Source organism: 'Chrysanthemum coronarium' phytoplasma, from assembly GCF_000744065.1.
Lineage (GTDB): Bacteria > Bacillota_I > Bacilli_A > Acholeplasmatales > Acholeplasmataceae > Phytoplasma > Phytoplasma asteris.
The window spans coordinates 1-13,920 of the sequence record NZ_BBIY01000034.1; the positions used below are offsets into that span (position 1 = coordinate 1).

The window sequence follows — 13,920 nt, forward strand, 5'->3', positions numbered from 1 at the left end:
GTTGCAAGATGAAGATTTTTATTTTTAAGACACAATCAACAATAAACAAAAAGACTAGTTTTTAAACTAGCTTTTTTTGTTTTAAAAAACATTTATTTTTATCATAATTCCTTTCTTTTTATACTAAAATAAGTATTTTTGTGTTGCAAACTTTCTTTTTAGTGGTAAAATAAAATTAATTTATTGTCGTTTTTTTGGGAAGAAAAAAACATATCAATGATGGAAAGATTAAAAAGGAGGTTATAAAACATGTTACAAGAAAATAAAACATGTCCATGTGCTAAAAAAGAAAATAAAACATGCGAATGTACTAAATAATTTGCTGTTTTTTTGTTTCTTGCGTGTTTTATAATTTTGCAATTTATCATTTCTAACAAAAAATTAATTCATAATTTATTATATTTATTGTTATAAATATTTATCATTATTCTTATCCTTTATTTTGTTGCACTAATCTATCCCAAAGAAAATAACTTATTTTATTCCAAATATATAACTTTCAAATCAAACCCAAATCTAAATCATTTTCGCCATAAATTTATTTTAGAAAACAAACAACTTATAAATTCTAAAAAAGAGGTATTTAATATGGGATTTTTTGAATACTTAATTAATCCTTCTAAAAGAGTAAAAAAAATAATAAAACCACGTAATCCTGATGACGATATTACTTTTTTAGTACAAGAAAAAATTGAAGAAATTAAAAATCAAAAAAAATTACCAATTAAGTAAAAAAATCAAATTAGTAACTCATAATACTGTTTTTATTAAATTTTTTATTTTATCATGTGTTTTTGTATTTGGTGCCTTATCTGCTTATCTTTTTTTCAAAACCGAATCTAATATTTATAAATATTTAGAATTTATTAAATCTTTAAAATTAAAAATTTATATTATTGATATCTCTGCATTTTGTCAACTTGCTATTGATGATTTATTAAAAGTAAATAATATAGATGCTAAAATAAAACTTTATTTTGGTATCTTAATGGTGCCCTGGGGTTTGATTTTTACCAATTTCATCATTTCTTTTAGGCATTGGGCTTTATCTTTTCAATCCTTTATTAAAATTTGGGATTTCATTATTTGCTTTAGTTTCAGGTTTTATTTTTATAGGTTTTGTCCCTACTCTCTTGGAATTAAATAATGATCCTTTTTTAAAATCTTTGTCTTTGGTTTTGATAATAATTCCTATTATAGCAACTTCCTTAATTGTTGCTTTTGCCACTTATTTATATAATATTAAAAAAACTCAATTTAGTCCTCAATTTCGTTTGCAAACCAAAATCCTTTTTATGATTTCTTTTTTGGTACAATATTATTATCTTTATTTGGTTTGGGTATCAATTTACAAAATCCATGGACTATTTTTGCTTCTTTATTGTGGTCTTTTTTTAATTTAATTATAGGTATTTTAATGTGGACTATTACTTTAGAAAATCTCGATCTTTTTTTAAAAGAACAAATTCCTAAAAAATATGAATGGTTTATTATATGTCTTTTGTTTGGTAGTTTTTTTCAAATTTTTCTTTCTGTTTTTAAAATTTTAACATGCTTTGCATTGTTATTTAAAGAAAAATAACTTTTGGCACTAAAAATTAAATATTTTATATTATTAAATATTTATATAAATACACCATAAACATGATATAATAAAAATAATTCATCACGATAATGTATAAAGAAATTATGGACGATTATATTATGTGTTGTGAACTAGATAATTATTTGATTGATTTATATATTTTTATAAACTCAATAAAATTGTGGTGGTTTATATGAAAGTAATCAATCTTTTTTAGTTAATATTTTAATTATGCTAAATATAAAATACATAATAAAATAAAATTTAAAAAGAGGTTATATTGTTGTTATTAAAAAAACTTTATTTTAAGAAATTACAATTATTTAGTTTTTTATTTTTAATATTATTTTATTCATTTGCAAGTTCTAAAGTTATAGCTTTTAATCCTGATGATTATGAACCAGATTATTCTCAAAAACATAATGTACTTGATTGGCGTCATTCCGATGGGCATACTTTTTCAGATAATGCTAGAGTTTTTTATGGTCTTTCAGGAATCAAACCCATTCCTTGTGATTCATATAAAGAATTTGTAAATGCAAATCATTTAATAAAAAATACTGCTTTAATAGCAAGTAATTTTGTCCCAATTCCTGGTTTTAAAAAAGTAGTTAGCCTTGGGTTTGATGCTAAAGATGAATTTTTGCCAAGTTCTAAAATTGCTATGTTTAACGATGTGCTAGATTATCATTTGAATTCAAATGTAGAACAAGGTTTTTTCTTTTTTTGATCTTTCTCAATTAGACGAAATTAAACAAGTAGAACTTACTTTTTGTGATTGTCCTACATATTCTACCCTTTTAGAAATAGCTAAAGATTTTTTTGAAGGAATAATAGATAACAATTTCGAAGTAACCCCTCAACAAATGGAGAAATTTGGCAAAGATATTGTTAAAACATTGCCACATTCTATAAAAACAGAAATAGTTAAAAAAAGAATTAAAGAATATATTAAGAAAAAGATTAATCAAAAAGTAGGACATGCTATTGCTAAAATAGCTTTGAAAAAAAGTACTAAAAAAGCAGTAGGTAGTTTTTGGAGCAAAGTATTTTTTCCTGAGGTTTTTGAAGCAGCTGAGGCAGCAGAAAGAAAATACGAATCTTATGCGTATATAAATAAAAAAATTATTTTTGATATAACAAATAATTATTATAAAAAAACAATTGGATTTTCAGTTCATTTTCCTTCTGAAGATGTTATAGAAGTTTATGAATTATTTTTTAGATAATAACAAAAGATCTTATAGGTTAGTCCAAAAAAGTGAAATTTCTAATTCTTCGCATGTTTTAATTAATATTTTACAACCTAAACGCGGGTTCGGTCCTCAATATTTAAATCTTTATTGTGGTAAAAGAATAAACTAAAATTATAAGGAGGATTAATTATTTATCAGTTATTAAGCCACTATCACAGTACATTATATTCTTTTTTACAAACCAAAATAACAAATATAAAGGAATTGATTTTATTTTTAATTGGCTTTAAATTAATCATTATTTTGATATGTTTTTTTTATAAATTAAGTCTTTATTATTGGAATTGTTTTTTGCCGATAGCTCTTCATTTGATTGTTATATTAGTAGGTTTTTTGTATGCTGCTTTATTTTGCTTTTACTGCTTTTATGGGAAACAATCTTAGTACTTTTCCCCTTTTATTCAACATTTAATTCCTTTAGTTCCTTTAATATCTTTGTTAATTACTATTTTGATTTTAGTTTTTATTACTGTTTTATATAAAATAAATAAAATTAAAGTTTATCCTGGATTCATTAAAGTTTTAAAAATATTTTTTCTTATTAGTTTTATTGGTGAAATTATTTGTTTTTCTTTATACTGCTATCATAATTATTTTTCTAACTTCTTTTTTCTTATTATCCTTATATTTTTATCCTTAATAACTTTTATCATAGGTATTTTAAGATGGTTTTATGTTTTACATCAATTAGATAACTTTGCTAAAAATAAAGTGCTTGCCAAAGAATGTGAATGGATTTTAGTTAATTTTTTATGGCTTTCTAGTGTGGAAGTATTTTGTAGTATATTTGAACTTTTTATATATGTTATTACTTATTTAGGTAATATAAAAAATGATAAAATATAAAAATTTAATTATTTATATTAAATTGGAAAGAGGTATTTAATATTATTATAATTATTTTTCGTTTATTTAAGGGTAAAAAATAAATTCATTAACTACAAATAAAACATAATTCATAATTATAACCTCAAACTATTTACTTAGTTTGAGGTTTTTATATCTTACAATAATTATTAAAAAACAAACTTATATCTTACAATCAATTAATAGTTTAAAGAAATGTTTGAAAGAAACCCAAAAACAAGAACAAAAAGAAAAAAGATTAATTGAAATTCAAATTTTTGAATGGTCTAGATTAGTTGGCAGCATTTCTTATTTGTTTGCTCTTTTTTTATTTTATTATGGTATAAATAAAGAATTAGGTTAATTATATAAAATATTTAATATTGTGTGTTTCTTTCCTTTTTTAATATCTAGTTTATTAATAGATTATAGAACTTTTAATATTTTTTTAATATGTTAGTTAATTTTGTTTATAATATAAAGAACAAAAGAAAAAACCTCACTGAACCCCAAACACTTATAATTAAATATTTTTTAGATATTTTGCTATTTTTATAATTAAAAAATGTTATAATACAAATGTAAAAATCCCTTTTATTTAAAGTGTTAAAAGTTGGTTTTTTATTGGTTGGTCTTTTGACTTTAAAGTATTGTTTTGCGTTTTTCTTTTTGGGTTTTGCAATAATTTAATTTCAACCCATTTAAAAAAACATCCCATTTTTGATTTTTCAAATTATTTTTTCATATTTGTTATTTATTAAAATTGTTTTATAAAAATATTAAAATCTAAAATTTTAAAGAGTTTTGAATCTTTTTTTGACTTTTGTTATTCCTTTATTTTGATACAATAACTAAAATAATTACAAAACTTACCTTTAATTTTTTATTAAAAAGGAGTTTTGAAATGATAGAAAATTATAATTTTACCTCTAAATCTTTGCAATTTGCTAAAGGTTTTAAAGCTTTTATTGCTCGTGGTAATGTCATTAATTTAGCTGTTGCAGTTGTAATAGGACAACTTTTTGCCAAAATTGTAAGTTCTTTGGTAGCAGATATTATTATGCCTCTTTTTTCTTTGTTGTTTAATTATACTGGGTATTTAAAAGATTTGAAATTGGAAATTAAAGCTAATACTTATCTTGGTTATGGTAATTTTTTGCAAACTATTTTAGAGTTTTTGTTGCTTTCTTTTATTATTTATACTGTTTTAACTTTAATGTCATGGAAAAATCCTTTGCAAAAGGATAAAGTCGATAAGAATATGTTACTTTTACAACAAAGTCTTGATAAAGAAATTGCTTTATTAGAAGAAATTAAAGATATTTTGAAATCAAATAAGTAATTGCAAGTTATTATTAACAATAAATATTGTTTAGTTGTTATTAAAACAATTATAAGGGACTATTTTTAATAGTCTTTTTTTATTACGTTTTATTATTTTAATTATATTTTCACCCTTTTTATCCTTATTTTTTACCATTATTACTTGAAAGAAATTGCAACAAAAAAATTAACCATATAAACAAAGGAATTGTGAGTTTAGACTAATGAAAATTATTTGGAAATATTTATTCAAATACAAAATGTTGCTGTTATTAAATTTAATTGCTGTTTTGTTTGTTTGTTGTAGTGAATTGGGAATTCCTTTTATAATTGGTAAATTTATTATTGATTATAATAAAAATCAAATTGATCCTTTCGCACTTTTATGGCTTTTAGCTTTATGTGCTTGTTGTGGTTTTATAGGAAATCTAATTCTTAATTATTGTGCTTCCAAAGTATCATCCTTGCTTTTTCAAGATTTAAGCGTCGATATTTTTAAAAAAGTACAAACTTTTTCGCCCACTGAGATGAAACAATTAGGGATTTCTTCTATCCTTAACTATACTACTTTGGATGTTTTTCAAGTAATGAATTTCATTTCTGTTTTTTACCGTACTGCTGTTGTGTCTCCTATTATGCTTGTAGTTAGTGTTGTTGCTATTTTTTATGTAGCTTCTTTTTTGCTTTTAGGAATCCTTTTTGTTGCTCCTTTTTTAGTTTTAACCTTATTTATTATTCTTAAAAAATCTTATATTTTATCACAACAACAACAAAAAAAATTAGATGAATTAAATGTTATTACTCGCGAAAATTTAATTGGGATTAAATCTATTCGTGCTTTTCGCCAAAGTCAATATGAAACTTCTCGTTTTTCTAAAGTAAATCATAAATATAGTTTTTTTTCTATTAAATTATTTAATTTTATGGTTTCTATTGATCCTATCTTTTATTTGTTTTTAAATTGTTCTATTTTGATTAATGTTGGAGTAGGAGTATATTATTTAACTCAAAGTCATCCTGATTTTACTACAGGAAAACTTCTTTCATGTATTGATTATCAATTTCATGTTTTATTTGCTATTTTAGATTTTTTATTACTCTTTATGATGTTTCCTAAAACTTTGGTATCTGTTAGAAGAATTGAAAATGTTTTAAATATTACCCCTAAAATTAAAAATGTTTGTAAACCTTTAAAACCGCAAATGCCTTTTCAAACTTTGTCTTTTGAAAATGTCACTTTTACTTATCCTGATGCTACACAACCCATGTTAGAAAAGATTAATTTTAGTATGAAACAAGGACAAATTGTAGCTTTTGTAGGTGCTACTGGTTCAGGAAAATCAACCCTAATAGGGCTTATTCCTCGCCTTTATGATGTGTGCGAAGGTGCTATTAAAATTAATGATATTGATATTAAAGAATATGATCTTAATTATTTGCGTAATAAAATTAGTTTTATTTCTCAAAAAAATGTTTTATTTAAAGGAACTATTAGAAGTAATTTAGCTTTTGGCAAACAAAATCCTCAAGAAAATCAAATGACAGAAGCATTGCAACTTGCTCAAGCTTATCAAATTGTACAAAATAAAAATCATAAATTTAATGAAAGAGTAAGTGAATTAGGTACTAATTTTTCAGGGGGGCAAAAACAAAGGCTTTCTATGGCAAGAGGATTTCTTAAAAAACCTGATATCTATATTTTTGATGATTCTTTTTCAGCTCTTGATTATAAAACTGAATATGAAATTAGAAAAGCTTTTTTTGAAATGAAAGATCAAGCCTTAGTGTTAATTGTTGCTCAAAGACTTACTTCTGTTATTAATGCTGATAAAATTATTGTTTTAGAAGAAGGAAAAATGAAAGCTATAGGGACTCATCAAGAATTAATGAAAAATTGTCTTCTTTATCAAGAAATTGCCAAATCCCAAAATTTAGAGGTTGTTGTATGAAAAGAATTTTGAGATATTTAAAACCTTTTAAAAAACAAATTAATTTAGGGCTTTTCTTAATTTTTGTAGCTTCCCTTTTTAATGTTTTTTTGTTTTATTTTGAAGGTAGATTTATTACTGATAAAATTCAAAATTATTATAAAGATAAAAATTCCTTTTCTGTTCCTTTTTTTGGCAATGATATTATGTCTTATATTATCTTTATTTTATGTATTAATTTATTTTTATATTTTGTTGTTGTTATGTGTCGTGTCTTTTTTAATAAAATGTTAATTTCATCTATTCATCAAGGGATGAGAGATTTGCGTCAAGATGTGCAAAAAAAAATTCATCGTTTACCTATTAAATACTTTGATTCTAATACTTTAGGAAATATTATGAGTCGGATGACAAATGATATTGAAGTTATTTCTAATGCCTTGCAACAATCTTTTTCTATTATGTTGGTTGCTTTTTTAATGATTGTAATGATTGTTTGTTTTATGTTTGTTTTACATCTTTTTTTAGGCATTATTGTCTTTATGATGATTCCTTTTTCCTTTTATGCTATTTATAAAGTGTTTACTAAATCACAGAAAATCTTTATTCAAAGGTTTGATGCATCAGGGAATTATCATGGTTTTTTACAAGAAAAATATACTGGATATAAAGAAATTATTTTATATAATCAACAAAATACAGTTATTGAAGAGTTTGGTTATCAAAGTAAGTATTTAGAAAAGTTAGTTTTTAAATCTAATTTTTTGTCTGGATTAACTTCGCCAATTGTATGTTTGTTTACTCATTTTACTTTAATTGCAGTTAGTATTATGGGATTTTTTTTGATTGAAGGATATAATATACCTCTTTTTTTAACTAAATTAGGAGTAGGAGTTATTGGAATAGGACTTTTTAGATGTTTTTTACAATTTGTGTGGCGTTTAGGAAATCCCATTATTGAAATAGGTCATATGTCAGTTTTATTACAATCTGCTAATGCTGCTTCTAGAAGAGTGTTTGCTTTTTTAAATGAAATTGAAGAATCTCCTGAAGTGCTCAAACCTCAAGTTATTGCTAATCCTCAAGGAGAAGTTATTTTTGAAAATGTTTCTTTTGGTTATAATAAAAGAGATATGTTATTAAGGAATATTAATTTTGTTGCCAAGCCAGGACAAACAATAGCTATTGTAGGTCCTACAGGTTCAGGTAAATCTACTTTAATTAATCTTTTAATGCGTTTTTATGATATTAATGCAGGGTCTATTAAAGTTGATGGAGTTGATATTCGTGAGTTAAAGAAAGATAATTTAAGAACTATTTTTGGAATGGTATTACAAGATACTTGGTTTTTTAAAGATACTATTTGGCAAAATATTAAATATGGTAAACAAGATGCAACTGATGAAGAAGTAATACAAGCAGCCAAACAAGCTCAAGTTAATTATTTTATTAATACTAAGCCTAATGGTTATCAGATGCAAATTAATGAAGAAGCAGATAACTTATCACAAGGAGAAAAACAATTAATTACTATTGCAAGGACTATTTTAAGTAATCCTAAAATATTAATTTTGGATGAGGCTACTTCTAATGTAGATACTAGAATTGAAATTTTGTTACAACAAGCCATTCAAAAGTTAATTCAAAATAAAACTGCTTTTGTTATTGCTCATAGATTGTCTACTATTGTTAATGCTGATAAGATATTAGTGCTTCATAGAGGGGCTATTATTGAACAAGGAACACATCAAGAATTATTAAATTATAAAGGATTTTATTATAAACTATATCAAAGTCAATTTGAAAAATAAGATATAATATTAATATTAAATATAAAGACCAACTATAAAAATAGTTGGTCTTTTCCTTATTTGTAAGTTATTATTTTATTATTTAAAGATTGTTTATTGGTGTTATTGGTTTTAGGTTATATGTTATAATAAAAATAATTAATTGCGATAATGTATAAAAAAATTTAGGGATTAATTTATCAAAATTAACCATATTAAAATCATCATCTTGAAAATATTCAATCAAATCCTCTAATTCTTCTTTTTCTTGTTTCATACCATATATATCAGAAAACATAACTTTCTGTTTGGGGGGTGATAAGAAATATTGTTTTGTAAAGATTTGATTTCTTCTTCTAATTGTTTAATTTGTTTGTCAAAATGTATTAATTGACCACCTAAGAACAAATCATAACTTTTTAATTTTTGGAATTCTTCAGTATTATCTTTGTTTTGAATCATTAAGTCTTTAATTATATTCTTATTAGTGTAATTCAAAGCCATCGCTTCTTGTAAAGTTTGAATTTTTTGGGAAATAAATAAATTATTGCTAGTTTTAATAATTTGAGAAGTGGTTGTTTTAATTTGTTCTGGGAATTTTGATTTTGTAGTTAATAATTGTTTTTTTGTTCTATTAATTCCAAATTTTGTTTATGGATTGGTTCTTTTTTGTCGTTAATTTCTTGTATTTTTTCGTTTAAAGTTACTAATTCTTGTTGTAATTGGAGCTTTTCTTCTTCTTTTAAGTCTTTATTTTGGAGTTTGTTTTCTTTATCTTCTTTGGTGGTTGTTAATTTTTTAAGTTCAATATTGAAATCACTTATCAATTCTAAATTTAATTTAATTTGTTAAGTTAATTGTTCTATTTGTTGATTTCTTTGTTTATTTTCATTAATTTGAGCTTCGTTAGTTTTTTTAATTCTTCGAGATATTTTGATATTTCTTCAAAAGATTTGTTTTGTTCGGTTGATGGATGATTATTTTGAAATAAATTATTATTGTTATATTTTTTTAGAAAAAATCCATAAATCCATAAACCTAAAATAGCAAAACCACACACAATTAACAAATTCAAATAAATTTGTTTTAATTTCATATTAGTTCCTTTCTTTTATCTTTTTTTATTCAACATCATAATATAAAGTGCGCCTTTGTCCAGAGCGTTTTTCATATGAATCAATTTTTTTTAAAGATTTAATATGACTATTCGTCCACAACATTCCTTCTTGAATATAATTATAAAAAGGAAATTTTAAAACAAAATCATAATTATGGATATAAAAAGGTTCTTCAATTTTTTGATTAATTGGGTAAACAGCTACAATTTTATCTTTTTGAATATCTTTAATAATGATTTTATCTATTGCTAAATAACTAGGACCACCATAATTAGTTCCTTTATCATATATTATTTCTAAATGATAATTTTCAGGAGTAAAAGTAGTTGATTCTGGTATATAAGGTCTGTTATTGCTCTAAAAAAAATACAAATCAGAAGCGCCGTTACCCATTTGAGTTAAAGTATCTAAATTATAAAGATTATTTTTTCCATCTCTGGTTCCGCCATCAAAATAAGCTAATAAAAAATCTTTAGGAGGTGGTTCTTTAATGCGGTATTGAAAATCAATTTCATTATTTAAAGCATTATTATTGTAAAGTGCATAACTAAAATTACTTTTAAAATTTTTATTAGGAAAATGATAATGAAGCCATCCTAAGGCGTCTTTGATATTGCTGTTTTCGCCTAAATGAACATTATAAAATTTCATATTATCTATTTCTTTTACTTTTATGGGGATGATTTTATCATAAAAATAATTATCTATTTCTTTAGATGAGAGTTTAAAAGCAGAATTAAATTTTTTTAATTCTGCATTTTTATTTAAAGATTGTTCAACAGACAAAAAAACATTGTTTTTGTCTGTTGAATTAACAGGTTGGATAAAGTCATATTTTGGAGGTTTATAAATAATATTTGCAAATCCAAATCCGATAAAAGCACAAAGAAAACAAATAAAGATTTTTTCAATAATTGTTAATGTAATCATTGTTTTATTGGTTTTCTAAATTAGTTATTTGTTTTTCGGTATTTTCTTTATATTTAATTAAATATTGTTTTAATTCAGAAGAAATTTGAGGGTCTTTTAATTCTTGTTCAATGACATTCTTTTTTGTTTTTAAATTAATGAGATTTACTTTTTTAGTTATTTGTTCATTAATATTTTTTATCTTGCTTTAATTAGTTTTTTAGTTTTAGAATCTAATATTTGAATATAACTTATTGTTTTATCATCAGGTTGATAAATAATATTTTGTTCAGTTGTTAAACTTTCAACTTCAGATTCTATTTTTTTTTAGAATATTATTATAAGTTTTATCTTCTTGTTCTTTTTGTTGGGTTTTTAATTTGACGATTTGTTCTATTACTTGTTTTTCTTGTGGAGACAAACTAGGCTCTTTTAATTCTTCATTTTTAATAGTTATTTCTTTATTTAATTGTTTAATTTTGTCATTATAATCATCAAAACAATCATTATTATTGGTTTGAAATATAGTGTTTTTGTTGACAATAATTTCATAAACAGGTTGTTTGGAATGATTGAAAAAATAATAACCAATTCCTCCTGTAATTGCAATTATAATTGTCAAAAGTAAAAAGAGATTGAAAAAATATCTTTTATTTAGGATATTTTTTTATTAATATTGTTTTTTGGGTTTGTTTTAATTTTTATTTGAGTTAATTTTCCTTTCTTTTTTTAATTATTTTCTTGATTTATTAAGGTTTCTAATGGGGTATTTTCTTTATATTCTTGCTTGATTGGAATTTTTTATCGATATCCTTTTTTAAATCTTTTATATTTTTTTGATTATTTGATTTTGGGGTTTCATTTTCTTTTGTTTTTCTTTTAATTGGGTAAGTGTCGTTAGGATTGAATAATTTAAGGAAACTGAAAAAGAGATATTTAAATACAAAACATAAACCAGTAACAAATAATGCCCCAGATACAAAACCAATAGTAAAATTAGAATTAGTCATTTTGATTTTCCTTTCCGATTGGTGTGTGTTTTTTTTGAGATTTTAACAATCTTTTTCTTTCTTTTTTAGATTGCCAAATAGCTACTTTATGTTTTTGTTTTTCTATTTGGGATAATATTTCTTCTTGCGAAGTCTTTATTTGTTCTAGTTTTTGAAGTAATAATTGTTCTTGTTGTTCTTGTTTGGTTGATTTATTTTCTAAATTCCTTAATTTTCTTTTAGGGAAAAAGAGACCAGGGAACATATTTTTGATAAAAACAATTAGTTTTTTAATTAATTTAAAAATAGGTTTAAAACCAGTAATGATTAATATTGTAAATAGAGTTGTTTGGATTCCATCCAATCTTCTTTCCATGATTTCAGTAGCGGTAAATCCTTTAGTGTAATTTAATATAAAATTACTAATTATTGTAAATATTGAAAAAATCCACATTATTTCCTACTTTCTTAATAATTTTTATAAAATTTATTCATTTGGTTTTAGGTAATTTCTTTTTATTTTTAAAGGTTTTGTTGGAATGATGTAAATTTATCCTTTTATCTTTGGGGGTTTTGGTGGTTGAACGGTCTTTAAAGTAAGTTCCTTGGTATGTTTCGGTCATTGCATCGCTCATATTGTTTCTCCTTTTATTTTAATTGAGGTTTTTTGACTTCATCTTTAATTGGTTTTAACATTTTAAAACTAACAACCGTTTTTGCGGGTATTTTTTAAGTTTTTACCAGTTATTTTTCCTGTTTTTTTGCCTGTTTGTTTATTGATGATGAATTTAGTTTCGGGGGTTGTGTGGGCTTTTCTAGTTTTTAAGATGAATTTGCCAATTTTAGAGGATAAAACCACTTCTTCATTTGATGTGATTGCTTTAATTAGAGTATTCTCAAATGAGTTGTAAAACTCTTCGGTTTGGGTTATTAAGGTTTTATTTACCTCAGCTATTGATTTAATTAATTCTTTTTTATTCATATTTTTTTCTCCTTTTTGGGTTTTTTAATAATTACTGATAATAATTTCTTCTAAAAAGTTGCTTTTTTTTAAATTATGTGAAGTAGTTGTTTTGGTGGTTGTGATATTAAAATCTTTAAATAATTCGATTATTTCAGGTGAATTGTAATTGGTATATAACCATTTTACATTGCGATTATTTGCGTGTTTTAATGCATGGTTAAGTCTTTTATGGTCGTAAAGTGTAAATGGGTTTTGATAAAAATCTTTATCTTTGATATCTTTCTGAAAATATGGTGGGTCAACAAATATAAAATCATTACTTTTTGATTGATTTATTACACTTTCAAAATCTATATTTAAAAGTTTTGAGTTGGTAAAATTATTTTTAATTATCTGTAATTCTTCTAAATCAATAATTGGCTTTTTAGTTGATTTTTGATAACCAAAACTCATATATATTTTTCCGTTTTTTTGATATTTAAAAACACCACGAAAAGCATATTTCAATAATACATAAAAAATTGAACTTTTACCAACACGAGGATTCATTTTGTTAAAAATATTTAATAAAAGTTTATATTTTTCTTTTTGTAATTGTTGATTGTTGGCTTTGTTTGTTTGTTTTTCAAAATTAATAACATTATTGCAAAATAAAATTGGTTCGTTTAATGCGTTTTGCCAAAGTTGAATTAAATTAATATCATTATCGTTTAAAATAGTTTTTTTAGGTTTTAAAGTTTGAAATAATATCCCACTTCCTAAAAAAGGTTCGCAATAGGTGTTGTAATTAAAGGGGATTTTGGTTAATAATTGAGGAATCATTTTCTTTTTGCACCCTATTCAATTAATTTTCATTTTTTATTGCTCCTTTAACCAAATATAAATTAAAAAAACTATATCAGAAAAAAGGCTTATCGTTGTGTTAGCTTTAATTCCTAAATTAAAATCAAAAAATAACGTCATAAGGTTAAATCATCAACATCTTTACAAGTTTGGTCGTAAGGGGGTAAAATGCGTCTAATTTCGTATAAAATGTTTGTTTCTTTAAGTTGTTCACCTAAGGCTTCGCTGCGTTTTCTCCCTGTTTCGTCGTTATCTAATGCGATAATCACTTTAATCTTTTCTTTTTTGAGAATTTCTAATTGTGATTGAGAAAGTAATTGAGTGACACAAATGAGACCAACCACGTTTTTAATATTGTTTTGCCAAAAA

Annotated in this window: 20 protein-coding genes and 1 pseudogene; 8 read left to right on the forward strand and 13 right to left on the reverse strand. The window is 23.5% G+C overall.

The genetic code is table 11. The annotated features are described in order from the left end of the window. The first annotated feature begins 588 nt into the window (after positions 1–588). The 8 genes from OYV_RS05010 to OYV_RS02225 all read left to right on the forward strand — a co-directional run bounded on the left by OYV_RS05010 (position 589) and on the right by OYV_RS02225 (position 8,749). On the forward strand, positions 589–732 hold the full coding sequence (locus OYV_RS05010; protein ID WP_172642353.1) for a hypothetical protein: 144 nt from the start codon (positions 589–591) through the stop codon (positions 730–732). A gap of 604 nt (positions 733–1,336) precedes the next feature. Continuing rightward, positions 1,337–1,582 carry a hypothetical protein gene (locus tag OYV_RS05015; protein WP_172642354.1) on the forward strand — a complete coding sequence of 82 codons (246 nt, stop codon included), beginning with the start codon at positions 1,337–1,339 and terminating at the stop codon, positions 1,580–1,582. Between the two features lie 286 nt (positions 1,583–1,868). Then, entirely contained in the window at positions 1,869–2,315 is a 447-nt protein-coding gene (locus tag OYV_RS02200; RefSeq protein WP_042068083.1) for a hypothetical protein, read from the forward strand. A 136-nt stretch (positions 2,316–2,451) separates the two neighbouring features. Then, on the forward strand, positions 2,452–2,814 hold the full coding sequence (locus tag OYV_RS02205) for a hypothetical protein (protein WP_042068084.1): 363 nt from the start codon (positions 2,452–2,454) through the stop codon (positions 2,812–2,814). Positions 2,815–3,907: 1,093 nt separating this feature from the next. Then, entirely contained in the window at positions 3,908–4,051 is a 144-nt protein-coding gene (locus OYV_RS05020) for a hypothetical protein (protein ID WP_172642355.1), read from the forward strand. A 540-nt stretch (positions 4,052–4,591) separates the two neighbouring features. Further along, positions 4,592–5,029: a large conductance mechanosensitive channel protein MscL gene (gene mscL / locus OYV_RS02215; RefSeq protein WP_042068086.1), complete on the forward strand. Its 438-nt coding sequence runs from the start codon at positions 4,592–4,594 to the stop codon at positions 5,027–5,029. A 205-nt stretch (positions 5,030–5,234) separates the two neighbouring features. Next, positions 5,235–6,959, forward strand: a complete 1,725-nt coding sequence (locus OYV_RS02220; RefSeq protein WP_042068087.1) for an ABC transporter ATP-binding protein — start codon at positions 5,235–5,237, stop codon at positions 6,957–6,959. Further along, positions 6,956–8,749 (forward strand): ABC transporter ATP-binding protein, encoded by a 1,794-nt coding sequence (locus OYV_RS02225; RefSeq protein ID WP_042068088.1) that lies wholly within the window; start codon positions 6,956–6,958, stop codon positions 8,747–8,749. The genes OYV_RS02220 and OYV_RS02225 overlap by 4 nt, the downstream gene beginning before the upstream one ends. Positions 8,750–8,831: 82 nt before the next feature. Here the strand turns inward: OYV_RS02225 and OYV_RS05305 are convergent, their stop codons facing one another. The 13 genes and pseudogenes from OYV_RS05305 to OYV_RS02265 all read right to left on the reverse strand — a co-directional run. After that, entirely contained in the window at positions 8,832–9,005 is a 174-nt protein-coding gene (locus tag OYV_RS05305; RefSeq protein WP_236620260.1) for a hypothetical protein, read from the reverse strand. Then, positions 9,002–9,232 carry a hypothetical protein gene (locus tag OYV_RS05310; protein WP_052360402.1) on the reverse strand — a complete coding sequence of 77 codons (231 nt, stop codon included), beginning with the start codon at positions 9,230–9,232 and terminating at the stop codon, positions 9,002–9,004. The genes OYV_RS05305 and OYV_RS05310 overlap by 4 nt, the downstream gene beginning before the upstream one ends. A 107-nt stretch (positions 9,233–9,339) precedes the next feature. Next, positions 9,340–9,555, reverse strand: coding sequence for a hypothetical protein (locus OYV_RS05315; RefSeq protein WP_052360403.1), 216 nt, complete (start codon positions 9,553–9,555; stop codon positions 9,340–9,342). 35 nt (positions 9,556–9,590) lie between these two features. Next, positions 9,591–9,824, reverse strand: a complete 234-nt coding sequence (locus OYV_RS05320; protein ID WP_052360404.1) for a hypothetical protein — start codon at positions 9,822–9,824, stop codon at positions 9,591–9,593. A 379-nt stretch (positions 9,825–10,203) separates the two neighbouring features. After that, positions 10,204–10,776, reverse strand: a complete 573-nt coding sequence (locus OYV_RS05325) for a hypothetical protein (RefSeq protein ID WP_236620261.1) — start codon at positions 10,774–10,776, stop codon at positions 10,204–10,206. A gap of 177 nt (positions 10,777–10,953) precedes the next feature. Then, the gene (locus OYV_RS05640) at positions 10,954–11,076 is read right to left on the reverse strand and encodes a DUF2963 domain-containing protein (RefSeq protein ID WP_152550827.1); all 123 of its coding nucleotides are present in this window, start codon (positions 11,074–11,076) and stop codon (positions 10,954–10,956) included. Further along, positions 11,066–11,377, reverse strand: coding sequence for a hypothetical protein (locus tag OYV_RS04605; protein ID WP_081931922.1), 312 nt, complete (start codon positions 11,375–11,377; stop codon positions 11,066–11,068). Before OYV_RS04605 ends, OYV_RS05640 begins: the two co-directional genes overlap by 11 nt. A gap of 136 nt (positions 11,378–11,513) precedes the next feature. Beyond that, the gene (locus tag OYV_RS02245) at positions 11,514–11,765 is read right to left on the reverse strand and encodes a hypothetical protein (RefSeq protein WP_042068089.1); all 252 of its coding nucleotides are present in this window, start codon (positions 11,763–11,765) and stop codon (positions 11,514–11,516) included. Next, complete coding sequence (locus OYV_RS02250) at positions 11,758–12,198, reverse strand: hypothetical protein (protein ID WP_042068090.1); 441 nt, start codon at positions 12,196–12,198, stop codon at positions 11,758–11,760. Before OYV_RS02250 ends, OYV_RS02245 begins: the two co-directional genes overlap by 8 nt. Before the next feature lie 37 nt (positions 12,199–12,235). Continuing rightward, positions 12,236–12,379 carry a hypothetical protein gene (locus tag OYV_RS05025; RefSeq protein WP_172642356.1) on the reverse strand — a complete coding sequence of 48 codons (144 nt, stop codon included), beginning with the start codon at positions 12,377–12,379 and terminating at the stop codon, positions 12,236–12,238. A gap of 13 nt (positions 12,380–12,392) precedes the next feature. Next, positions 12,393–12,726: pseudogene (locus OYV_RS04830) on the reverse strand (HU family DNA-binding protein). A gap of 24 nt (positions 12,727–12,750) precedes the next feature. Beyond that, positions 12,751–13,548 carry a DNA adenine methylase gene (locus tag OYV_RS02260; RefSeq protein WP_269077281.1) on the reverse strand — a complete coding sequence of 266 codons (798 nt, stop codon included), beginning with the start codon at positions 13,546–13,548 and terminating at the stop codon, positions 12,751–12,753. Positions 13,549–13,667: 119 nt separating this feature from the next. Beyond that, positions 13,668–13,920: toprim domain-containing protein (locus tag OYV_RS02265; RefSeq protein ID WP_042068091.1), on the reverse strand; the 253-nt coding region annotated here is incomplete at its 5' end.